The following is a 23,792-nucleotide window of genomic DNA, read 5'->3' on the forward strand; positions in this document are numbered from 1 at the left end:
TAAGCTCGGTAGTAAAAATATCAAGCCGATTGAACAAGGCTTTTTAAAAGTTAAGGAAATTTGATGTCATATACAACTTTGGACGAATACCAAAGAAAATGGATTTTCACTCATCAGTCAATGCCATTGCCTGCTGAAGACTTAGAAAAGATCAAACCTATGACACAGGCGCGTGCTTCTCAGTTCTGGAAAGAGAATGTAAGCCCACAGAGCCCAGACGCAGATAGACTGAGCTCGCAAGACTGGCCAAGCAAAGCATCTAACTGGGAGCAAGAGATCAGCTGGATGGAAAACTGGGAAGCTGACGAACCAGATATGCCACAAGAGATCTTAGACTTCATTGACTGGCAAGATGACGTAACTGTTTATTTTTGCTATGAAAAGTACAATGTTCTTGAGACTAAATGGTCGGTATTTAAGAAGCATTGGAAGAACTTTTTGTTCTACGATGATGGCCCAATTTTGTTAGGTCGCCGTCGCTCTGAAGCACTTTGGTTTGCGACTAATGGTACTGTGAAAATCGGTAATCGAGCATAAGTTGAACTGAATTTTAAGCGATAGAAAAGCGAGCATCGTGCTCGCTTTTTTTATTTTAGCTGGGCGTAACGTTTACTCATTTTGTTTTCGTACATTTGTTCATCCGTTAGTCGAATCAACTCTTCGATAGGTGGAATATTTGATGAGTAAATAAGTGAACCATGGCTAAAAGTGGCATGGCAATCTATCCCCAGTTTTTGGGAGTGTGTCTTAAAGTCAGATTGCACTCGGCTTATTATCTTGCTTAGGGAATCTTCGGTGATGTCTCTACACAATAAGAGAAACTCATCTCCTCCAAGTCTTCCACAAATATCATCTTTACGAGTGTTACGTTGAAGTGAATGAGAGAAGGACTTTATATATTGGTCGCCAATATTATGTCCGAAGTTATCATTGACATACTTAAGACTGTCGATATCAAAATAAACAGCTCCAATACTGATGCCATTTTCTATAGTGCTATCGATGAATTTTGGTGACTCGCTTAATATCGCTCTACGATTAAATACTTGGGTCAATTCGTCGTGATTAGACGTATATTTCAATTTCCGCACTCGTTCTGCAGTATGTACTTCTCTTTCCAATAGCGCACGAATACTCTCCATTAAATTTATCTGTATCGGTTTATAAGAGGTCTCTTTAGTGTCTAGCGCGCAAAGTGTTGCAAACATGCTGCCGTCCGACTGGAAGATCGGCAAGCCTAGATAGGAGACATAGCCCATCTGCGTGAGTTCGGGATTGTCGTTCCATTCCTCTTTACCAGACGCATTTTTTACATAAAGCATTGCTCTGGTTTCCATCACTTTCTTGCAGTACAAATTGATGTCTCTGGGGATGATTTTGCCAGGGTTCGCTTTAACACCTGGTGAAGAAGACATCGCAATGTTTTGGAACCCAACTTCAGACGTAAGAATAAGCCCAACAGCGGGAGCATTAAGTACTTCTGCTATGTTATTGAGCATGCTTTTCCATAAAGAGAGGTCCATTTCTTTCACTAGATCATTGATGGCATATTTAGAGCTGGATTGATAGATATTGGTAAATGGCATTAATGATCACCTTTTTGGAATGTCATACTGTTGACTTTAATGTCAATTTTCTGCCTTTGCAATCTGAAATAATGTATTTCCTTCCGTTTGTATTTTTAATAAGACAGAGGCATAGCCCATAGGTGGTGTGTTTATAAAAATTATATAAAAAGCGCTCCGACCATATTTATTTTTTAACAAAAATAAGTGCATTCTATCTGTTTAAATAATGTGCTTATAAGGCGGTTTTCGATATGTAAATCACAAATTCACTATGGTTTTACCGGAAAGTATGGAATCAATCGGGGGGAGTCCTATATTGGGAAGTGTAGCCTTAGTGGAGGTGAAGTATTATGATTTGGGAAACTCTCGAACGTGTAAATAAACTTCGCAAGGAAGCAATGGAAGATCCAGATTTCTTGGATTCGGCAAAAATGCATGAGGAGTGGATATTGAACGAAACTCATCAGCCAACTAAACGAGGAGCAAAACCAAAGAAACCTAAAAAACTGTCTGATATTTACGAACACACGGATTTTACGATTAACCCAACTGGAACAAAACATTAGTAATGATAAACCACGTTATGGTTCAACGATTTAAATGGTTAAACAAGGTAACCAACATAAACTAAAAAGCCACTTTCAATCAGCGAAAGTGGCTTTTTTATTATCAGGTGATCGTGTTCAAGCGATTAGCTCTGAATCAAACTCAGCCCGCTTGGCAAAGCATCACCAAACACACGCTTAGATTCACTCTCCGAAAGCTCAGTGACTTCAGTTACCAACGTTAGCCACGAGTCCGGCACTTTACTGCTCTTCAACTTCTCGACAACTTGTGCGCGGAAATCATCAGAAATATCGAATAAGCGGTCACCGGTCTTACGACAAATCATTACTGCCGCAAAGGCGATCATAGGCTCTTTGTGCCAATTCTGTTCAAGTAGCTTAGGTAGCCACTGCTCCGCTTGCTCACGAGGAATGACGCTGTGTTGGCTGCCATACAGAGGCGTACGAGACGCCAAGCGACCCAGAGCCCACCAGTGCGCTTGCTCGAACTGATTATGGTTGATAGCTTTGTTGAGGAACCAAGTTGAAAGCAGCGCTTTATCTTCTACTTCCAGTTGCTCTAAAGATGCGGCTAAACGAACCATAGACTCATAGCCATGGTCTTGCGCATCTTTCGCTGATTTCGGGTTCTTCATCGCGCCTGGGTGCAGGTACTTAGCAATATCCGCCAAGATGCTCTCTTGCTGCTCTTGGTTTAAGCCCCCCGCAACACGACGCCAGAATACCCACCAGTCCGTCCAACCTTGGTGATTCTTGAATTGAATACCTTGCTGGTACAGACCCCACAGTTGTTCCATACGCCACGAATCCGTTGGATCACCAAAACCGGGACGCATGGAATACCCAGCCAAGCGAAGCCAGTTTTTCTCGTGGGCTTCAGAGCGACGGCGACGTTTTCGACCTAGTGAGAAGGTATCAAATAGGTGACGCAAGGTGGTGAAGTCCCACTCATCACGTTTACCTAAACGCTTCTCAAGATCCTTAGCGAGGGTTTTAATCTCTTTTGAATCGGCACTTTTCTTATTACCACTATAGAGGCGAGACACGAGCTCTTTACACTCTTCAAGGCGAGGATGTAACTTCTCTTGCTCAGTATCATCGCCTTGCTTATTGCGAACCTCAAACTCCAACGACCAACGCTGGCTGTCATCATTAACGCTGACACACTCCATTTTCAGTGTGCCGACTTCCGTCAATTGGCAAGCAAGCTGAACTTCAACGCGCTCTTTTTGGTTGGCTTGAAGCTCTTTGTCATCAAAGCTCTCCAGCGTTGAGATATAAGGTGGTAACGGTGAGAAAAGATCCGCATCGACGTCAACCATCACGCCATTTTGAATCGCAGTATCGTGAGCGATTTGGTCATGAGTAGAAGTAAGTAGGTTGAATCGTACTGGTTCGCCAAGGGTTAAAGAGAATCGACGACTGCTTAGACGAATTTCATGGCCTTCTTCGGTACCTTTAGCCAGTAGACAAAGTGCTTTGCCCATCTTGTTCTTTTCTTGTAGGTGCAAGAAATAGGAACGTGCGGCACCACCACCAATTTTAAGTTGTGCGCCACGGCGTGCTTTACCAAAGGCAACGGCACCCAAAGCGACCGACCAATCTGGATGCGGGTTATCTAGTACGGTGATATCTGAGCCTTTCCAACCACTCATTAATTGAGTGATACGATCGGTCACCAAGTCACTGTTAAACACACCACCGTTCAATAGGATGGCTACTGGAATCGCAGGTGCAGACTCATCGTGCTCGATTGAAGAGTTTTCCAACGCAGCTTTTGACACTTGTTGGTGCTGAGTTAGAAACTCGGCAATGTGTTTGCTTACTGCTGGATCAGCAACATACGGAAGACCAAACTCAACCACCGCACTGCGACGTTTGTCTGGAACTTCATTAAAGTCAGAAAGAGGGAAGAAGCCTTCAAGAGCAATCTGGTGTACTTCGGCTTTGGTCAAACCAATACTCTTTGTACCACCAAGAAGTTTCGAACCACTACCCAGCATAGTGATTTTTACGTCATCTGGCGCTTGGCTCGAGAGTAGGCTCTCTTTAGCGCTACGAGTCTGTTGAATAAGCTTGGTTAGGCTAGAAGCGTTAAGCTTTTTCGTCTGGTTGAAACGCTGCTCAGCGAGGTGAGCTAGAGCCAAGTCGAGGTTGTCACCACCAAGCATTAAGTGTTCGCCAACACCAATACGATCAAGGGCGAGTTCTTCTTCACCGCCATTGTTGGAATTAAAGCGTGCTTCAATCAAGCTTAAGTCGGTCGTACCACCACCAACGTCACACACCAAGATCAGAGGTAGTTGTTCAAGCTCTTCAGCTGCTGTTTGCTGGTGGCGAGCATACCAGTCGTAGCAAACTGCTTGAGGCTCTTCTAGCAGTAAGATCTTGTTAAGACCCGCCAATTGAGCCGCTTCTAACGTTAACTTACGTGCTGTTTCATCAAACGATGCTGGCACAGTTACTACAACGTCTTGGTCCTCTAGTTTGTTGCTAGGGTTGCGGTAATTCCATGCTTGACGGATATGGTTGAGGTAGCTTGCACTCGCCACAACGGGTGAAACCTTATCAACGTCACATGCACCTGCCCATGGCAAGATGTCTGAATTACGGTCTACAGCTTGGTGAGAGAGCCAACTTTTGGCACTGGATACCTGACGACCTTCAACTTTAGCGCCGAGTTCACGTGCCCATTCACCAACAATTAAATTACTAATATCACCGGCGACAGGTTCAACGTCCCATGGAAGGGTAAGATCGTTTTGTGCAATTTGCCCTTGAGCTGGGTGATAACGGAAAGAGGGGAGTAGGGGTTTACGAACCACTTCGCCAGGGCCAATAAGCTGGTCGATGTCGAACAGAGAAACAGGGGATTGTTGTAAATCGTCGGTGATTTCACAGTAAGCCACCACAGTGTTGGTGGTACCCAAATCGATACCGACTAAGAAACGAGGAGATGCCATACAAAACCTTATTCTTCTCAAGTGATGACCAGTTTGTTGAAAGAGTTGGTCTTATTGTCGTAATTCTTAAACGTCATTCCCGATAAGGAGGTATTACATCAATCGTGATAAACAATTGAGTCGGGAATATCATCACTTTGGATTTCAATGTATCGGTTGAAAACAGATTCTCTAGGTTATCCGTATCAGCGGCAGAGAATCACGTTTTGATAAAATAACGGCACCCGCGAAGGTGCCGTTGAATCATTATGCTTGCTCGTTTGAGTCTTGGTTCGAATCTTCACGAACGTCAAACTCAACGTGCCACTTCTGACCGTTATCAGTTGCGATAGCTTCTAGGTAAAGCGTACCTAACTCAGTGACGCGTGAAGCAAGCGTTACAGGAACGACTTCGCCTTCACGGCGACCTTCAGACACAGGCAGAGTCACTTGGATCTCTGGCAGCTCTTCTAGATCTTCTGGCGCCCAGTGGTCAAGGTGAGTACCTGCTTCATCATCACGGCGTGTCGTTGAACCGAAGAATTGGAAGTGAACCGGTTGACCGATCACTAGGCCGAACTCTTGGCTTGGTACTTGAACGCTTGAGCCTTCTTCCATACCAAATGGTGCAACACACAGTGCTTCCATTGGAGGCGCCATACCCGGAATTGCTGGCATCGCACTTTCGATACCTACGTAGTAAGCAGATGCGATACCACCGCGAATACGTACGCCTTGGCCACGACGAACAGCGCCGTAGTAAGAAGCACCGCTTGCAACGGCAAGATCAAGATCCAGACCAGAAAGCTGCTTAGCAAATTCAGCGTCAGCGTTGATCAACCACTCATTGATCGTGTCTGAAAGGCGATCTGCCAGTAGGCTAGATTTCAGAACACCACCGTTGAATAGGATAGCCGTTGGTTTGATGAAATCAGCAGTTGGCGCTTCCGCACCCGGCATGCCTGGCATGTTTGCGAATGGGTTAAAATCTTGCTGAGCCGTTTCTTCGCCACCTGATAGCGCGTTTGCTTGCTTAGATAGGAAAGCCGCAATATGACGCGTAATACCCGCATCTTGAGCGTAAGGCAGACCCATTTGAGTCAGTGCACCACGTGTTTTCTGAACTGGGTGATCAGTTACAGCTACTTTAGGGAAGAAGCCATCAACCAGAGTTTGCTGTACTTCTTGTTGTGTCAGTTCAGTTTTAAGCGTTGCGCCCAGTAGCTTAGAGCCACGGCTAGGAACAACGATTGGCACAGATTGCAGTTCAGCATCGTTTAGCAGCGCTTCTTTTGCATCACGACATGCGTGTGTCATCGCTTGAACTTGCCAAGGAGCTAGCTCTTTACCTTCTTGTGCTAGCTTCATCTTCAGACGGTAAGCCAGCGCTAGGTCCATGTTGTCACCGCCAAGTAGGATGTGTTCACCTACCGCGATACGGTTCAGAGTTAGGTTGCCGTCGTCTTCAGTCACTTCAACCAAAGAAAGGTCAGTCGTACCACCACCGATATCGACAACAAGTACGATGTCACCAACTTCAACTTCGTCACGCCACTGATCGTTGCTGTTATCGATCCAGCTGTACAGTGCCGCTTGCGGCTCTTCTAGAAGTGTTAGATGTGTGAAGCCAACATTACGTGCTGCTTCTGCCGTTAAGTCACGAGCCGCAGGGTCGAAAGATGCAGGAACAGTAATGGTCACATCTTGCTCAGAAAGCGGGTGTGATGGATTAGCGTGGTTCCAAGCATCTTTCAGATGCTCTAGATAAAGCTCAGTCGCTTTCAGCGGTGATACTTTTTCAACTTCTTCAGGGCTACCTGCAGGAAGGAAAGCATCACGACGGTTAACGCCACCGTGACATAGCCAAGATTTCGCGCTAGCGATTAGGCGGATTGGTGTTTTTGAACCAAGGTTACGAGCAATCGCACCAACCAGTGCTTTTGGTTCTGTTGACCAAGGAAGCACGCGTGACGCTTCGTTCATCTCGTGTTCGTGCGGCTGATATAGGAATGAGCCTAGTTGGCTGCGCGTTTCTACTGTGCCCGGTGCAGTCAGCTGAGGAATTGGCATCACTTCAACTCGTGCATCTTCATTGGTTGTATCAATGAAAGACAGCACACAGTGGGTAGTACCTAAGTCGATACCTACGCTGTATTTAGCGCCTTGCTCTTGTGCTGGTTGCTCTGGAGACGAAGCGTCTTGAGATAAATGGTTATGCTGTTCCATTATAGTTCTACCTCTGCAGGAGCAATAACAGATGCATCGTAGTTTTCAGCCAGTTTAGGCAGCTTCATTTCAGTCGCTTTCCAGCCTTTGTGAACAAGCGTACCGTTGAATGGAGCGCTACCAGTTACGTTACCTGTTAGACGAACTTCTTGTGGGTTGAAACCTTCAGCCACAGTGATGCGAGTCTCTTCGTCTTCGCTACGGATGTGAGATAGAGTTACGTAGTCGCTCAGTACTTTTTGGCCGCCAGTGTGGATAACACGTGCCGCAGCACCAACTTCTTCGTCAGAGAACGACGTTAGGTCTTCTTTTAGGAAGTCAATCAGGCGAGCTTCTTGTTGCATGATAGATAGAAGCTGCATTGCAGAATCCGTTGATGCTGTTGCTAGCTTAGATTCAACTTCAACTACTTTTTCGATAACTTTTTCTACTTCAACAACTTTCTCAACTTCTACGATCTTTTCAACCGGCTTTTCAACTTCAACAATTTTCTCTACTGGTTTTTCAACCACTTTCTCGACGACTTTAGATTTGCGAGATACAGCGATCAGCAGTAGTAAAACGCTTGATGCAGTTAGGCCTGCGTGAAGCATATCAAACGTTTGTGGGATAAGGTTTAAATCAAAGTTCATTGTGATTTCTCTTTAGATTGATTTAACGGTATATTCGCTTGTATAGATGAATATACTGGTCGGAAAGAAGAGTAACTTACCTTAGGGTAATCTAGTTTCTTTCAGGCTATAAATATGGGTAGATACTAGCATATTCAAGGTCTAAGAGCTTTATTTTATGTTTTTGATAACGAGTTTTTTTGGCGTGTTAGCTTGAAAAGTAATCGGGATTTGTTGGTTTAATCGCCACTAATGTCCGTGGTGTGTAAATAGTGTTAGTTCTATTCCAGAATCATCCCTAAAGGGGAATAGAGTCTATTATACTGTCGGTGTATAATTTCGAATCAATTAACATGTTTTGGAAGCTCTATGCCGCATACTATCGACCCTAGGACTGGGTTGAAAAAACGAACGCTCCCGTTAATTACTTTTTTCGTCACGTTTTTAATAACGGTTTTGTGTTTCGTCATCGTTGCCATAACTCAAAGTCGATCCTTAAAGGCCAACCTAAACAGTTTTGCTGATCATCAGACTTTGAGTTTGAAAGCTTTCATCGATAACGACGTTGCCTATATCGGCTCTGGTGCAAATTTCTTTTACTCCAATGATCCTCAACATTGGGACAAGTTCGATCGATTCGCAGAACAAACCATTAACGGCTCCAAAAGCCTTATTGGCCTGCAATGGATGCAAAAAGTCACTGCAGACGAAATGGAGCAATACACGGCGAAAATGAAATCGCTGAATCCCTCTTTTGAAATCTACACCATCCCTAAACACGGTCCTAAAACCTATGGCTATGTGCTAGAGGGTGAACCAGCGTTTATCGCGACCGACCTTTATCCAAATACAGAACCCAACAATCAAGTATTAGGGTTCTACTCCTCTCGTGACCGCTTTAGGCTCATCGTAGACAATATACGTGAGACTCGAGAAGCGAATATTTCAGATAAAGTACGACTACTGCAGGACGGTTTGAGTAGAGATTTACCTAAAACCGGTATGTTGGTGTACCACCCAGTATTTGATGGTCAAAGCGATGATTTGCTTGGCGTGGTGATTGGGGTAATTCGAACAACCTTCTATTTTGAAAACCTTTTAGCCTCAACCGTGGGTGATATGGATGTGTATGTGCGTGTTACGGATCATGGTTTTGAAGCGGAAGATGCCCCCCTGTTGTTTGAGTCAGAAGGCTTTGAAGGCGTCGATGGTCAGAGTATCACTAAGCATATTATGCTAACTAATCGACAGTGGACCATCGATTACAAGAGCAATTCTTACATCTCATTCAACGGCTATTTGGTACTGGCAGGTATCGCCATAGTCGGGACTATGATCTCGCTGCTGTTGGCGTACATTGTGAATTTACAAGTACGTGAGAAAGAACGGCTTTCTCAAATGCTTGATAAGTGCACGGAAGAGCTTCGTTTTCTGGCTAATCACGATAGCCTAACTGAGATATACAACCGACGTGCCTTTAATAAAATGCTCGATAAGGCCATAAGAGGTGGCACGCCGTTTAGCCTCATTGGGTTTGATATTGATAAGTTTAAAGTGATCAATGATGAATATGGTCACCCTGCCGGCGATGCTTTGTTGGTGCACGTAGTGAAACTGATTTCAACCAGTCTTAAATCAGGCGACAATTTATTCCGAGTTGGTGGGGATGAGTTTTGTATCCTTTCTAGTATTTCCGAGAGGGAGCAACTGTCGAGTTATCTAGACTGTATTCTAAATAAGGTGCGAGAAACCGTTTGTGAACACAAAGGTCAACAGCTTCATTGCACCTTGAGTATCGGCGCAACTATCCGCGTCAATGAGGGCATTGAAGAAACGCTTCAACTCGCCGACAGTATGCTCTATCAAAGTAAAGTCAACGGGCGAAACCAAGTGACGATTGCAGGTGATTTGAACACTTAGCTGCCTTGGGGTCGAGATCTTTAATAGGCTCAGGTACAATCCCTGCTTTAAAATTATAGACGAGAGAATTAGGCAACGTATGAATCACAATCGAGTAGTCTGTTTCGATTTGGAAATGTGCTGTTGGAACGAAGATGGAGTAGGAACAACCGGCGAGATCATTGAAGTAGGTCTGGCTGAGATTGATTTAGCTTCAGGAGAAATCGTTAAACGCGCGCAGTACTACGTTAAGCCTGAAAAAGATGAAGTCTCTCTGTTTTGTGCTGAACTAACCGGTATTACACCACGTAAAATCGAAAAGCAGGGCCGTCCATTGGCGTCTGTCGTTCAGTCGATGATCAAAAACTTCGGTGGTCCAAATAAGATTTATGCAGCTTGGGGGCGTGATGACCTGATCCTACACAAAGAGTGTATTGAGAAGGGGATCGAACCTCCGTTTACCGAGTTCTTGAATATCGCGACCTTGTATCGCATTCAACATCGTCTTAAAGACAAACGCATCGGTCACCGAGCCGCTCAAGAAGCGCAAAATATCGAGTGGGAAGGGCGTCAGCACTCAGGGTATGTCGATGCATACAATCTCGCCAAGCTAACGTTGACGATGCTTTAAAACTCAGTGTTACTCATTAGAAAAGCCATCATTACTCAATCAGTAATGATGGCTTTTTTCTTATTAGCTATTTGTTATGAGCTAGGCTAACGGCTCGATTACCACGTTTTAGATGGTGCTGGGTTGGAGTGCCAGTCGGTATGGGTAGCACCGCCACTTTCTACCCAAGGTGTAATGTCAGGATAAGCTTGGCTGGTGTCTGTTTTCTCGTATGGATGAGCCCAATTTGCAGGGATATCCAACGCCCAAGGTAGACCCGCCTGAGTTTGATAGAACTCGTTATTCTCAACAACACTGTCATCATCGCCTACGCCAAATATGCTGGTATTCGCAAGGTCGGTGTTCGGATAGTTCATTAGATGAATCTCTTTATTTCGAGAGCCCACTTTGAAAATGAACGGGTTGAACGCTTTTGGTGCCAAGCTGCTCATAGAGCCATCAATGACTAGTGATGCGCTGTAGTCTACCGCACTTCGGTTATCACCTGCCTCAGTGTTATAGAAGTTAGAAGAACCGTTGGCTGGCAACAGATCGCTCACACTATTAATCAGCACGAAGACCATCTCGCCGCTATGACCAGATTCAGGAGTTACTGTTGTGGTTACGCCGTCGATTGTACGAGTCAGTGTACCGACATCAGACGCTTCCAATCCAGCTAGAGATATGGCGAAACTGTTGTTGTCAGCGGCGCCACGCGCAACGGCTTGACCGTAGTAATCAAATCGGGTGATTTCATTGCTCGCGTTAGTGTAAACACCGTAAGCGTACCGAGTGACGAAATCGTTCAAGTCGTAATCGCCTTCATAAGGCCATAGATCTTCGTACGCTAATGTGTGCCAGCCGGTCGTTGGCGTGCGGCTGTAGAAGGCGATATTAGGATCGTTTGGCGCATAGTCGTTGGCGTCAGCAACACCGTCGCCATCGCTATCACCAATCTCTGGCCAACTGATTTCTGCAAAGTTACTGATTAGACCGTTAGAGTCAACGGCAGTCACTTGCACTTTCCAAAGCTCGCCATTTTCAGTTTGATTAGCTGGTAGAGTAGCGCCATTGTTGTCATTCTTGCCGACGAATTCATCGTCCACATAGAAGCCTTGTCCAACATCCACAAACCAACGATAGGTATAAGTGACTGAGTCACCGTCTGGGTCGGCAGGGCTTGGGCCTGTTACTGACACCACTAGTGGGTCATTATCGCCTAATCCACTACTGCGAGATAAGGTTGGGGTGAATGGAGGATCGTTCTCGATCTCAGTATAAGTTACCGTCAATAAGCTGTAGTCGAGCGTGGTTAACCAACCGTCACCATTAACATCGATATCTAGGTCTACGTTAATTAAACCGTCGTCCAATGAAGCAAGCGGTAGATCGAATACAGTAGTAGACCAGTTGTTGTTGGTACCTTGTAGAAAGCCAGGGTTGAGCATCGTGCCATCGACGGTAACACTGTCGTACTCACCATTTTCACCATGGTGTGCTTCAGAATCCACATCGTAGGCATAAATTGTCAATGTCGCAGAGGTTACTTGAGCTCCAGCCGGAATAGAGATGTCGTGTTGCCAAGAGTAATCTTCATTCTTATCACTGTAGATCGAAAAGCCGTACCCAGACGGTGCAACATAATGAGGAGAAGTACTGCTGGCATTAATCGTTTGAGTCACAGTAGTAGAGCCGTCCCCGTTATCGACGGTTTGGTTGTCTGAAGCCGCTGCAAAGACTTGATTGGAAAGGCTACACGCAGCGATGGAACCGGCAACAAGCAGTGATTTTTTCATGTTATCCATAATATTCACTCCTTAATCTGCGTCTAAAACGATGTTGCAGCTGACGTACAGGTCATCGGCAATGTCTGTCGAATTAACCTGAGAGATACACTCATTACCACGAACAAGCGCTACCAACTCAATGCCTTGCCATGTATCTAACAGGCTTAATGTATTAGTCAGCTGGCCTTCACTATTTGTCATCCCTGTATAAAAAGGTTGGGAATCGGTACCGTCACTGCTCATGCTATACAGTTTTACGATGTGAGCACCGCGGATCGCTGCCGCCTCTCCGTCACGCTGTGAAACATCACTGACAACATTAATAGTCAGGTCTCGAGAAGTTGAACCGCTCCATTCGAAAGAGCTCGGCACTGAAATATCTGAGAAACTCTGTGTTGCTGCAGGTGTTGATGTGCTGCCACCGCCTCCGCCGCCACCTCCCCCACATCCATGCAAGGTGAGAGCAACTGCTGTTGTTAATATTGTTGGAAGTAGCTTTCTCATGGTCGATTCCCTTTTGTCCCTAAAAGCCTAAATAGAGCAAAGAGGGTGCCAAAACTTAACCGTTTGAAAATAATAAGGTTTATTGGTTTTTGTTATTTTTGGGATAGGAGAGTGAGTGAATATATCAATATGAGAATCAAAATGATGGAACAGTGAATTGCAGAAGTTGTAGTTACGGATTTAGGTTTAGTTTTTGGGGGAAGGGGGGCGATTAACTTATCTATTTTTAATTAATATTAAACATCGACTCGTGGTCTTTTTATCGTCAAATCCTATGTTAAGTTTCTCTTGCTTTTACAAGGGAGTGAGTATGAAAGAAACGATAATCAGACAATCGTTAAAGCACACATTCGGTGCTTTGATGTTAACGATGAGCAGCTTGGCTGTGGCTAAGCCAGTAGTGTTAATCAATACGTTTGCTGTCGATGCGGCAAGCGAAGAGGTGACGCTTGAGTATTGGGAGGCTGCGAGAGATATCCTCGAGCAACAACCGGGGTATATATCGACTAAATTGCACCGTTCACTCGATGATGATGCGACTTACCGTTTTATCAACGTAGCGCAGTGGGAAAGCGAAGCCATGTTCAAAAGTGCTATAGCGAACATGAGAAAAGAGTTACCGCCAATGATGTTTCAAGGCGTATCTGCTGACCCTAACCTATACCAGATTATACGAGACTAAGAGATGACGTCGATGAGATATACAACCCCTCTGACTTTAGCTTTTTTTAGCTTATTTTTATCTTTTAATATTAATGCAGCGGCTTTTGGCGTTGCTGTTGCGTGGAAAACCGACGATGCTCAAGCGGTGTTTGACGCGATGCCCAATCAAAAGAAAGCCTTTGCGAATTTGATTGATGCAGGTTTAATTCACGATATGTTTGTGAGCGAGAGCTTCATCGGTGACAAGTCGTTTCCTATCATTAAGTTCGTGATGGAAGCCAACAGTGAGCAAGAAGTCCGAAATACGATAGGTAACTTACCACTGCAATATAAAGAGTTGGCAGAGATCACCGAGGTGCGAGAGATCGGGAACAAATGGCTAAGCACCGACGTTGCCTTCACCAATTACGCCGTAGAGCTGAGTTGGAAAAAGCCAGAAGATAAATTGCTGGTGGATAAGGTTATCGGTCGTGATCTACAGAAAATTGTTGATTGGAGTGCAACAAGCACCATTACCTCAGCGTATCTTTATAACAAAGACATTTCAGACTCAGCCGATGGTGAGACAAAGATGATTCGACCTGTTTACTCAATCGCGGTGCTCGCCAAAGATGAGGCGCACGCACGGCAAGTGGCGAATGAACTCGAAGCAGTTAAGCTAGGCTTTGCAGATATACATGTTAGCGAGCTCGGTTTTAAGCTAAAGCTTTGATTCAGAAATAATATTTGTAAATGTGCTAATCTATATTGATTGGCACATTCGTTTTTCTACTGTATGGACAATAATAAAATTACCTTAAATGACTTAGTGCTTGAGCTTGATACTTGCACCTTACGAAGCACGACTTCTTCTCACCAAGTTAACCTCTCTTATTCAGAGTGCCTGATCCTAAATCTCTTGTATAAAGAGTCCCCGAAGACCATTAAGCGTGATGTTTTGCTCGAACAGTGTTGGCCTGGAAAAATAGTCACCAGCAGCTCGTTAAATGTTGCCATTAAAAACCTTCGTAATGCGTTGATTACATTGGATGCACCATTCAAAGTCGTGACAGTGCAAAAAGAGGGCTACTGCATTCCAGCTCTTGATTCCTTAGCGTCTATTCCGACTACTGACGATACGGTAACTAAGGTAGAAACTCACGCTGAAGCGGCTGAGCTATCCGATACTCTCGAGTCCACCCAGAAAATGGTATTTGGAGTCGCTTTAGCATCGCTAGAGAAAGGAGCGCTCGGCTCTCTGGTGGCTATCGGGCTTTTAACCACCTTTTCTCAAATGGCATTCTTCATGAACCATGAAACCATTGCGGGGATAGAGGTCGTTCATGATGACATCAAAATCATCAAGAAAGACGAGACGCTTTTTGAAGAACTCTCGGAGCGAGGGGTAACTCGCGTGTACCTGCATGACAGAGGTGTGGGATGCAATAATATTCAAGCCGTTGCTTTAATGGATGGTCAGTGGGTTGAGATTACCTCTGAGTTTTTGTCACTTACTTGCCGCCAAGAGTCCTAGCATGAGACATTTTTTTCTACCAATTATCCTGGTTTCTGTTCTTATCTTATCGGTAGGGTTGGTTTCCGGTATGTCCACCAATAACGCTTATCAGTTTAAGGTGACTTATGATGGTCTAGGGTATGAAGAGCTGACACTGCGCCTCAGAAATGGTCGCTCAAAAATGCACTACATTGGCTACGACAGAGACGGAAAGGTGATTCAGGCAAAGCAGTTCTTTGGCGTTTTCCTGCGCTGGGGAGATCATTACTATTTCTACCAGACCGAACAAGATCAGGCGTCTAACCCTCAGACATTTAATGTAAAAAACCTATTTATTCAGGAGCTAGAGAATAAACGTAGTGTTTTGGTCTCAGACCAAAGAGGGCTGTTTATCCATAAAAATGGTGTCCCATTGGAGCTAAAGGGCATCTTTTACGGACGTTCCCTCTCTAGTGATTGATGTTCCCTCTTTAGTGATTATAGATATCAAGACTAACTCATTGTTGGGTTAGTCTTCGATGCAATTGGGATATTAGGTGGTGTTGTATGAGGGATTGCGACAAGGCTACTCTTCGCCAAGCACGCTCAGTTTTGTCTTAATGAAATCGCTGTGGTCCACATAAAGCAGTTCTGCGGTTTTGCGGATCACCGCATCTTCCATCGGATCGATTTCGCCATCAGCATGAGCCACTTCCCACATCGCCTTAATTAAGTCGATACGCACCGGTTGTGAAAGCTCTCTAAGCTGAGAAGTGAAATCATACAGAGACACAGATTGGTCAACCTGTGGCTGCGCTTTCTCAAGCAGTTGAGCAGCTTCTTCTTCTGTTAGACCTAGCAGGCGTTGGATCAACATGAGTTTGGCAGCTTGCTCTTTCTCATCGATTTCGTGGTCAGCACCAGCGACTTCACACAGTAGGCTCGCAATTGCAATATTGGGCGATGCCTTCGAGGTTTTGCTAAGGTCTTCACCTTCAATCAGTTGCTTGAACAGTGAAGTAAGAGAATTAAACATAATAAGCTCCAATCTACGAAACAGGACTAAGTTGCACGCTCAACTGAATTGATAACATTGAGATATAGGTTGAGCTAATACTATTAATATTGGGCTTACCTTGGTCAATCGCAAGTGGATTTACACTATGTTGACAAAACTATAGGTAGTTTGACGAGTCATTAGCCCTAATCAGGCTCTGGGAAACGAGTCACTTTACCATCGCCACTCAAGGTAGTGATTGAAATAGGTTTTCCCGATTCATCGAGCTTAAGTTCACCAATCGCGCTGCGGTTTGAAAGGCGATAGAAGTTCTGGTTGTCAGGGCTTCTCTTCTCGATTCTCAAACGCTTACGTTTGGTAAAGTAGTTAAGTATTGAACGCGGGCTATACAACAGGCGATCACATACGTCGCAGAACTTAAGCAGAGGTGCTGGGAACTCATTCTTGATACCGCTACAAGTGATCTGATAGATGTTCGGACTGTTTTTGCGATAACGCAGCTTGATGTCGTACGCAAAGGAGTAGTGCACATCGCCAGAAAGCACCACGAAGTTGGTCGGAGTCTTGGTGTGGGTGAAAATGCTGATCAGAGTGTTAGCACTACCTGGGTGGGCCATCCAGTTCTCTGCGTCAATGAGCAGCGGTTGGCCACAGGTAGTCATGATTTTCTGCAGTGCTTCGATAAACTTAACGCCAAACATCGGTGCGGCAGAGATAATGATTACCTTATCTTGGTGCATGAGTTGATGTTGGAACTCAATCAGAGCTTCCCAATCCATCAAGCCTGACGGTTTGTTCATGCGTGATTCTGAACGCCAACGACGAGTGCGAGTATCAAGCACAATCACCTTCGGTGACAGATCGATGGTGTAGTGCCAATCTTCAAAGCGACTTAAGTACTCGACGAACGCTTGGTGCGCTTGTTCACTGATCATTGGATGGTCGTTTTCAGTTTCGTTAGTGCTGCGAATTTCAAACACTGATTTAGCGTGTTCGATAAACACATCATTGAACTTCTCAGGCGCATTACCCCAACCTTGGCAAAGCCAGTAAGACGCGAGGCCATTACCAATCACTTGTGTCGCCAATTGGTTTTGCAATACCGCTTGTTCCCATCCGACGGTGAGATTCCAGTCATCGGTAACGTCATGATCGTCGAAGATCATGTAGGTCGGGATGTGTGCGAGCAAGCGTTGCACTTGCGGCAAACCTGCAATGAAGTCGTTAATAACCTCAGTTTCATCACGCCACTGTTGTTGCTCAAGTGGTGTTAGTTTTCTACCACCTTGTTCAAAGTTGTTTTCAATCAGACGCTCACGGTTAATGCACTGCCAAAGGGTAGGTGACCACACCAATAGGTACATAGCGACAAATTCAGACAATGTCACTAAGTGGTTTTCACAATCACGAGAACTGAAAATAGGCACCTTGCGGTTAGGGAACAGTTTGTCCAACAAAGAGTCTGACTGATTGTGATGCGGCAGATAGTGGTGGCGCTGGTAAAGGTGATATTCACTTTCAAACAGGGATTGGCTGTCATGAATATCATTAACCTGAGCGTCAGTCGGTAGACGCTCATCTGGCAGACCAAGCAGTTGGATTACTTGCCAAATGGCATCCAACATAGGGCCTGCTACATGGTCAGCGTAAATCTGGTCGCCACTCATCATCAGTAGGTCAGGACGCTCTTGAGGAGTCTGTGTTTCTACTTTGCTGTCAGCTGCGACCAAACTGTCTTTACTCGGATGATGCGGGTTGCGACAAGAGCCATGCAGAATGTAATTCGACTCTTCAGACACCACAAACTCAACGCGTTGGCGATTATTGTAAGTGAGATGTGGCGCTAGTGCTTTAAGCGTGCCTTGCTGAGTCTCGATATCGTACTCGAGTGGCGTATTGGTTGGAAATTCACCGTGAAGCTGGATAAGCGTTACCCAAGCTGAAACACCAATTCGCAAGCTTTGCTGCTCAGCCAACGTTGACTGATAAAACGCGTCATCTTGGTCGCGATGGTAAAGCGAAACCATACCTAAAAGCGGCTGACTGGTGACGACCCAGATGACAACCTCGTCTTTGGTCGTTTTACGCAGTATCGGGCCAGCAATAAGTAAGGGGAGTGTCTCAGGTGTCGAATGCTTCACAGTGTTCCTAAAATCGTGGTGGTGGACTATTCTTTAATTATATTAAGTCGTTATCTGGTTCGGGCGTCTCGAGTATTTCGATAACTTCCGAGCTAGAAAGTTCATGACCCATTAAAAATAGAGCCAGCATCGCGTCGGCTTTTGTTTTGGTATCTGAAGGAGCATCAAGTATTTGTTCGAGTTTTTCTCGGATCATGGTAACTTCGTGCTCCACAAAACCACGACCTTCTTCGTCTCCTTGCGTTTCTTCAGGAGCATTATCAAATTGAAGAAACAACAGATCACCATCAAGCGTGGTGTCGACTAGTCTTTCAGGTAACCAAGCCTCTCCCATGACAACGTCAGGATCGGCATCGCTCGGAAGCTGGTTTATAATGTTTTGTAATTCGGAAACTTTCACAATACTTTAAATTGACCATAGGGTGATCTTCATTGTAACGGTCAATGACGTTCAAACCTAAAGTTAGTTGACCAAAATCGGTCAAGAAATGTCTATTCGGTAGCAGAAATCGGCTCAACAGAGAAAAAACAGTAATGAAGAACAAATTAATAGCAACCATGGTTAGCTCGGGTGCGCTACTTAGCAGTGGTAATGCAGCAGCGATCGAAGAGCAGGAGTGGGGAATTGCCGCGATGTATCGAACGGCGAGTATTCCCTACGACACATCTGGTGGAGACCAAACGGTAAGCTCGTTTGTGCCGATGCTGTTTTTTAAGAATGATTATGTCTTTATCGATGGCACAGAAATGGGTGTCTATCTGCTCGAGTCAGACGACGAGAAGTGGCAGCTGAATGCAATTTCGCGCATGCGTTTCATCGATATTCCTGCATCTGAACAGAATGCAATTGAGGGTGATACCGCTGACTTTGGTGCGCAGCTTGCCTACCAACTGGACGAGCAATGGCGCTTAGAAACTGAGTTTATGAGCGATGATTCTTACCGTTTTCATGGCAACTTTAGAGCCAAAGGCTACTACGAAGTCGGCGACTGGGAGTTCACACCAAGTGCAACGCTGCGTTATAAGAGTGCCGATTTTAACACCGAGTATTACGAAGTTGGTGGGCAGTCGATTGGTGCCGGTGCCGATTTCAATGTGGGTATCGAAGCCAAATATCACGTTATTTCTAACTTGTACTTGCTTGGTTCTACGAGCGTTACTCGCTTAGATGATAACGCCTACGAATCGTCAATTGTTGAAGACCGCTACCAAGGTGAATTCTACGTCGGCTTTGGCTTCTTTAATGACAAAGAGAAAGCGCCAAAACCTCGACTTAGTAACCCAGCCTATCTTCGTGTGGCACACGGTTGGGCAACGCCATCGAACATCGGCGATATTATGAAGTTCAATCGCGAGAAAGATGAGTTCAATAACCAGCTGACCTCATTCTTCTACGGTCATCCACTGACGGATGAGATATTTGGTTTCCCGTTGGATATTTATCTAACGCCAGGTATCGTTCACCACTGGAGTTCAGAGGTTCAATCAAGCAGTACGGAATATGTGGTTGCGATTAAGGCTTACTACACCTTTAACTGGCCGACCCAATGGCGTTTTGGTGTCGCAGAAGGTATGTCATACATCGACTCAATTACTTACATTGAAGCGACGGAAATGGAACGTAAGGGCTACACCGCTAGTCATCTGTTGAACTACTTAGATTTCTCGTTTGATGTCAATGTAGGCGATCTGTTCGGCAAAAACGACCTCAACAATCTGTGGTTTGGTTACTCACTTCACCACCGTTCGGCTATCTTCGAAAACGCATCGCAGTTTGGTCGTATTAAAGGTGGCAGTAACTACAATACAATCTACTTCCAGTATGAGTTTTAAGCGGATTCTGTAACTCGACTTCAACAAAATAGATTCCTTTAAACGCCAACTTAGCATTACTGAGTTGGCGTTTTTTTGTGCGCAATCTGTTTTTGTTTTGCACAGAGTAAGCCTTCAAAGCGATACATTTCGTTTATTACTGCCGTGCTGTCACTTGTGCAAAGTTGATAGATCTCTCACATGTTTTAGCTTAAATGCTTAAAGGTTTAAGCAGTAATTTTCGATCGGACAATCCCGTAATCACAAAAGGTAAATGACCACATTGCTGATAATGTTACTCCGGTGGGAATATCCGTGGTGAAACGTTTATACATAAAGGTCGAAACGAGAAATGATTAAAAAAAGCCTTTTAGCTACCTGTACCCTCATGGCTAGCATGTCAACGTTCGCTGATGTCACCATCACCGAACTTACCGTTAACCCACAACTCTACCCAGTAGGATTTGAACAACATTTACAAAGAAATTTGGACTTCTTTGTTGATGGCGTAGGTGTAGATCAAAAAGCCAAAGTCCCATACGACACAATTTTCGTCGATAAAAATGGCCAAATTGAACACGCGTATTACGTCAATACAACAGAGATTGGTCTGTATCTAAACGTACTGGTTGAAGCGCACAAAAATGGCAATGCTGATGCGTTAGTGCGTATTCATGAAACCTTGGATGCACTTGCCGGTGCGCCGACTTGGAAAGGCCTATTTTATTGGCCTTATGACATCGAAGGTGATCAACTTAAACCAAACAAAGACGGCATTGTCCCTGCGGTAGATAACGCCAATTTAGCCTTTGCTCTTGCGGGTGTAGCGGGCGCTTATCTGGATTCAAAACAAGCCGATGAAAAGCAAGTCGTCGCTAAGGTTGAATCCATTCTTAACAGCCAAATAGACGGTTGGGCTGAGCTCTATGATGAGAGCCGAGGGCTACTGTACTCGGGCTGGTCAACAACCAAACAAGCACCATTGACTTACCACATTGATCGTAAAGCCAATGAAAGCCGACTCGCGCCAATCTGGGCTCACCTGATCACTCAGAACTCAGAAAACACAGTGCCAAAAACTGCGTTTAACAACATGGAGTTATACACGCAAGACTACTACCTAGATGGCAAGAAATACTCTCCAATGCTGACTTGGGATGGTGCGTATTTCCAAGGCATGCTTTCAATGATTTGGTTGGAAGAGCGTTCATTGATCCCTGATTTCTCGATGATCGAAGATATGACAGAGATCCAGAAGTACCACGCTATCAAACATCAAATTCCTTTCGTGTCGTCTGCAGCAACGGTTGACGATGGTTATGCGGCATTCGGTGTCCCAGAGCTATCAGAATCTAAGGTGCGTTTTAACAACACTGATATCGCTGGTGGTGATACCGGTACACCTCACGCACTAGCGCTTTCTTACATGGTGAACCCATTTGAAGCCGTTAGCTTGTTGAACACTGTGATCGACTACTACCCACAACTAGAAACCCCTTATGGCTGGTATGACGCGATTAACGGCAAAGGTGAAACGTCGACAAAAATCTTGTCTCTAGACCAAGGCATGTTTGTGGGTGCTTTCCTTTCACCGGCTATCAACCAAGACGTGCGTAAGTACTTAGAAAGCAAGAATTACTACGCAGCCATCGTTGATATGTACGAGACCTTTGAACCGAATAACAAATAGAAAGGAATTGAGTCGTGAATTTTGAAAAAGCAGTGAACGTTATTAAGACCGCGAGCATCATCCCGTTGATGGCGATGGTTATCCCTTCTTTCGCTTATGCTGACGAAGTGCAAGAGGAAGCACAAGAAGAGGCTGAGGTGGGTTTATGGAGTGACCACCAATACCGTGAGTTGATTCTGACCACTGAATCCGCAAAGAGCAGCAATGCTGCGCCTCGAACTCGCGCACTAACGGGTATTGAATACGAGCACATTGATAACGAAAACCAACCAAACGAAGAGCTTCTTCACTACATCTACGCTGACGGTTTCACGCGCGTGACCGACAACTTTAGCATGGGCTATGTATTTAAGGAGATACATCACAGCCGCGGAGGCGAGAGCACGGGTCAAAGTAACTATTCTGAAATCATTCCGAGCTTTTACTGGCGTCAAAATGACAATGTTGCTTACAACCTAATGTTGTCGTACGAAAAAACCATTGGCGAATGGCACTACGACAAGTACATGGCAAAACCGGGCATTGACCTTAGCTTTGGCCGTCACTTCTTACACCTAAGTGCGGAGCTAGGCTACAAAGATGAAAGACAAGGCCCAGGCAGCCGAGGCGCGTTCATTGAGTCTGAGCCTTTGTATCTTTACCGCTTAGATAACGGCATCAATATCGGAGCAAAGGTCATCTATGTTGAAGAACATAACGACTTCAACTACGTCGAGTTTGCCGTTAAGCCTTTGGTGCAGTTCAACTTTGATAACGGCAACTACCTAGAGCTGCGTTATGAGAGAGGTACGTTAGACATGGGGTCAGATCCAAATAACCGTGACCATTTTGACTATGATGTTTATGCGTTATACGCGGATTTACCAATCAATGAACACTTCTCCTTCTTGGCAGATATTCAGGTGAAAGATCGTCACGCGGATCCGGCACCTTGGACAGGAGACCAATTGGTTTGGTTCTCTAAAGTCGGGATTGTTTGGAAGTTCTAAAAACAACTTTAGTTATCGTGGGATTGCTAATCAGCTGAAACAAACGTGAATTTGACAATCCCACACCTCACCACTTGCACTATTGTTTGGATACACCGCGAAGGAAGGTGTGACCTAAATAGTGAACGCATTTACAGATAGGAATGCAGAATCATGGCGAAAGTAACGCTACAAAATGTAAACAAAGTCTATGACAACGGCTTCCACGCTATTCACGATGTGAGTTTAGACATCAAAGATGGTGAATTCATGGTGCTTGTTGGTCCATCTGGCTGTGCTAAATCCACGATGCTGAGAATGGTCGCGGGCTTGGAAAGCATTACTGATGGCCAGCTTGTGATTGGTGACCGTGAGTGTAATGACCTGCCACCAAAAGATCGTGGTATCGCGATGGTATTCCAGAACTACGCGCTGTACCCGCACATGACCGCTTACGAAAACTTAGCATTTGGTTTAGAAACGGCAAAAAAACCGAAAGCAGAAATCAAAGAACGTGTCACCAAAGCAGCCGAGCTTTTAGAAATCACCGACCTGCTAGATAGAAAACCAAAGCAGATGTCAGGTGGTCAGCGCCAACGTGTTGCCTTGGGACGCGCAATGGTACGCAACCCGGATGTGTTCTTATTCGACGAACCGCTATCCAACCTAGATGCCAAGTTACGAGTGTCGATGCGCCGCCGAATCATTCGCCTGCACAGCCAGCTTCAAGAATCAGGTAAGCCCGCAACCATGATCTATGTAACCCACGATCAGGTGGAAGCGATGACCATGGGAGACCGTGTCTGCATTCTTAACCAAGGTCGCATCATGCAAGTCGATACGCCGATGAATGTGTATCACAACCCAAAAAACAAGTTTGTTGCAGAGTTTATAGGCTCTCCAGCCATGAACATGCTTGAAGGCACCTTGTTAGAACAAAGCGGAAAAGTGTGCGTGCAACTCAATGAGCACACCATCGAGCTGTCGCAAGCACATCAAGAGAAAGCGAAAGAGTGGGTAGGGCACCGCGTTCACCTTGGTATTCGTCCAGAGCACTTGTCGGTATCTAATCAAGCGAATCAAAACACGCTACCGGCAAAAGTTGAGGCGAAAGAAGAGCTAGGGTCAGAAGTCTACTTACACGTCACCATCTTCGATAAACCAGTGGTTTGTAAGCTACTCGATACCGAGCAAACACCTGATGTCGGTACTCATTGCCACATTCAACTTCAAGTCGAGAAATGCCACGTCTTTGATGACGCTTCTCAAGAAAATATCCACTACACAGAATCAAAATAAGTTTGGAGTAAAGC

General features: G+C 45.1%; 20 protein-coding genes and 1 pseudogene. 12 read left to right on the top strand and 9 right to left on the bottom strand.

Annotated elements, in window-relative coordinates; translation table 11 throughout:
• Positions 1 to 63: 63 nt before the first annotated feature.
• Positions 64 to 537 carry a DUF2947 domain-containing protein gene (locus VFDL14_RS22180; protein ID WP_032548754.1) on the top strand — a complete coding sequence of 158 codons (474 nt, stop codon included), beginning with the start codon at positions 64 to 66 and terminating at the stop codon, positions 535 to 537.
• A gap of 50 nt (positions 538 to 587) precedes the next feature.
• Here VFDL14_RS22180 and VFDL14_RS22175 read toward each other — a convergent pair whose 3' ends face one another.
• A complete protein-coding gene (locus VFDL14_RS22175; RefSeq protein ID WP_032548756.1) occupies positions 588 to 1,586 on the bottom strand; it encodes a sensor domain-containing diguanylate cyclase in 999 nt (332 codons plus the stop codon).
• Between the two features lie 332 nt (positions 1,587 to 1,918).
• Here VFDL14_RS22175 and VFDL14_RS22170 point away from each other — a divergent pair, with 332 nt between their 5' ends.
• Complete coding sequence (locus VFDL14_RS22170; RefSeq protein ID WP_032548757.1) at positions 1,919 to 2,134, top strand: hypothetical protein; 216 nt, start codon at positions 1,919 to 1,921, stop codon at positions 2,132 to 2,134.
• A 125-nt stretch (positions 2,135 to 2,259) separates the two neighbouring features.
• On the opposite strand, the gene VFDL14_RS22165 is transcribed toward VFDL14_RS22170, so the two are convergent.
• The 3 genes from VFDL14_RS22165 to VFDL14_RS22155 all read right to left on the bottom strand — a co-directional run bounded on the left by VFDL14_RS22165 (position 2,260) and on the right by VFDL14_RS22155 (position 7,934).
• Complete coding sequence (locus VFDL14_RS22165) at positions 2,260 to 5,097, bottom strand: Hsp70 family protein (RefSeq protein ID WP_032548758.1); 2,838 nt, start codon at positions 5,095 to 5,097, stop codon at positions 2,260 to 2,262.
• 246 nt (positions 5,098 to 5,343) lie between these two features.
• Positions 5,344 to 7,302: an Hsp70 family protein gene (locus tag VFDL14_RS22160; protein ID WP_032548759.1), complete on the bottom strand. Its 1,959-nt coding sequence runs from the start codon at positions 7,300 to 7,302 to the stop codon at positions 5,344 to 5,346.
• A complete protein-coding gene (locus VFDL14_RS22155) occupies positions 7,302 to 7,934 on the bottom strand; it encodes a DUF2760 domain-containing protein (RefSeq protein ID WP_032548760.1) in 633 nt (210 codons plus the stop codon). The genes VFDL14_RS22160 and VFDL14_RS22155 overlap by 1 nt, the downstream gene beginning before the upstream one ends.
• Before the next feature lie 348 nt (positions 7,935 to 8,282).
• Here VFDL14_RS22155 and VFDL14_RS22150 point away from each other — a divergent pair, with 348 nt between their 5' ends.
• Together VFDL14_RS22150 and VFDL14_RS22145 are read left to right on the top strand one after the other, a co-directional pair.
• Positions 8,283 to 9,833, top strand: a complete 1,551-nt coding sequence (locus tag VFDL14_RS22150; protein ID WP_032548761.1) for a sensor domain-containing diguanylate cyclase — start codon at positions 8,283 to 8,285, stop codon at positions 9,831 to 9,833.
• A 79-nt stretch (positions 9,834 to 9,912) separates the two neighbouring features.
• Entirely contained in the window at positions 9,913 to 10,443 is a 531-nt protein-coding gene (locus VFDL14_RS22145) for a 3'-5' exonuclease (protein ID WP_032548762.1), read from the top strand.
• 98 nt (positions 10,444 to 10,541) lie between these two features.
• Here the strand turns inward: VFDL14_RS22145 and VFDL14_RS22140 are convergent, their stop codons facing one another.
• Positions 10,542 to 12,227, bottom strand: coding sequence for an LruC domain-containing protein (locus tag VFDL14_RS22140; RefSeq protein ID WP_032548763.1), 1,686 nt, complete (start codon positions 12,225 to 12,227; stop codon positions 10,542 to 10,544).
• 12 nt (positions 12,228 to 12,239) lie between these two features.
• Positions 12,240 to 12,713 (bottom strand): hypothetical protein, encoded by a 474-nt coding sequence (locus VFDL14_RS22135; protein WP_032548764.1) that lies wholly within the window; start codon positions 12,711 to 12,713, stop codon positions 12,240 to 12,242.
• Between the two features lie 361 nt (positions 12,714 to 13,074).
• On the opposite strand from VFDL14_RS22135, the gene VFDL14_RS22130 reads away from it, so the two are divergent.
• The 4 genes from VFDL14_RS22130 to VFDL14_RS22115 all read left to right on the top strand — a co-directional run bounded on the left by VFDL14_RS22130 (position 13,075) and on the right by VFDL14_RS22115 (position 15,331).
• A complete protein-coding gene (locus tag VFDL14_RS22130) occupies positions 13,075 to 13,395 on the top strand; it encodes an antibiotic biosynthesis monooxygenase family protein (protein ID WP_152549201.1) in 321 nt (106 codons plus the stop codon).
• 12 nt (positions 13,396 to 13,407) lie between these two features.
• The gene (locus VFDL14_RS22125; protein WP_032548766.1) at positions 13,408 to 14,088 is read left to right on the top strand and encodes a hypothetical protein; all 681 of its coding nucleotides are present in this window, start codon (positions 13,408 to 13,410) and stop codon (positions 14,086 to 14,088) included.
• Between the two features lie 63 nt (positions 14,089 to 14,151).
• Entirely contained in the window at positions 14,152 to 14,889 is a 738-nt protein-coding gene (locus tag VFDL14_RS22120; RefSeq protein ID WP_032548767.1) for a winged helix-turn-helix domain-containing protein, read from the top strand.
• Position 14,890: 1 nt separating this feature from the next.
• A complete protein-coding gene (locus VFDL14_RS22115; protein WP_032548768.1) occupies positions 14,891 to 15,331 on the top strand; it encodes a hypothetical protein in 441 nt (146 codons plus the stop codon).
• A 105-nt stretch (positions 15,332 to 15,436) separates the two neighbouring features.
• On the opposite strand, the gene VFDL14_RS22110 is transcribed toward VFDL14_RS22115, so the two are convergent.
• The 3 genes and pseudogenes from VFDL14_RS22110 to VFDL14_RS0122835 all read right to left on the bottom strand — a co-directional run.
• Positions 15,437 to 15,886 carry a TerB family tellurite resistance protein gene (locus VFDL14_RS22110; protein WP_032548770.1) on the bottom strand — a complete coding sequence of 150 codons (450 nt, stop codon included), beginning with the start codon at positions 15,884 to 15,886 and terminating at the stop codon, positions 15,437 to 15,439.
• A 167-nt stretch (positions 15,887 to 16,053) separates the two neighbouring features.
• The gene (locus VFDL14_RS22105; RefSeq protein WP_032548771.1) at positions 16,054 to 18,009 is read right to left on the bottom strand and encodes an isoleucyl-tRNA synthetase; all 1,956 of its coding nucleotides are present in this window, start codon (positions 18,007 to 18,009) and stop codon (positions 16,054 to 16,056) included.
• 58 nt (positions 18,010 to 18,067) lie between these two features.
• A pseudogene (locus tag VFDL14_RS0122835) lies at positions 18,068 to 18,428 on the bottom strand (hypothetical protein); the annotation flags it as partial.
• A gap of 115 nt (positions 18,429 to 18,543) precedes the next feature.
• Between VFDL14_RS0122835 and VFDL14_RS22100 the strand changes: the two are divergent.
• From VFDL14_RS22100 to VFDL14_RS22085, 4 genes are all read left to right on the top strand, one after another.
• Positions 18,544 to 19,842 carry a MipA/OmpV family protein gene (locus VFDL14_RS22100; protein WP_032548772.1) on the top strand — a complete coding sequence of 433 codons (1,299 nt, stop codon included), beginning with the start codon at positions 18,544 to 18,546 and terminating at the stop codon, positions 19,840 to 19,842.
• Between the two features lie 376 nt (positions 19,843 to 20,218).
• Positions 20,219 to 21,511, top strand: a complete 1,293-nt coding sequence (locus tag VFDL14_RS22095; protein ID WP_235201643.1) for a hypothetical protein — start codon at positions 20,219 to 20,221, stop codon at positions 21,509 to 21,511.
• A gap of 14 nt (positions 21,512 to 21,525) precedes the next feature.
• Complete coding sequence (locus VFDL14_RS22090; RefSeq protein WP_032548775.1) at positions 21,526 to 22,500, top strand: hypothetical protein; 975 nt, start codon at positions 21,526 to 21,528, stop codon at positions 22,498 to 22,500.
• Between the two features lie 153 nt (positions 22,501 to 22,653).
• Positions 22,654 to 23,778, top strand: coding sequence for an ABC transporter ATP-binding protein (locus tag VFDL14_RS22085; protein WP_032548776.1), 1,125 nt, complete (start codon positions 22,654 to 22,656; stop codon positions 23,776 to 23,778).
• Positions 23,779 to 23,792: the final 14 nt, after the last annotated feature.

The sequence above is a fragment of the Vibrio fortis genome, assembly GCF_000695685.1.
GTDB lineage: Bacteria > Pseudomonadota > Gammaproteobacteria > Enterobacterales > Vibrionaceae > Vibrio > Vibrio fortis_A.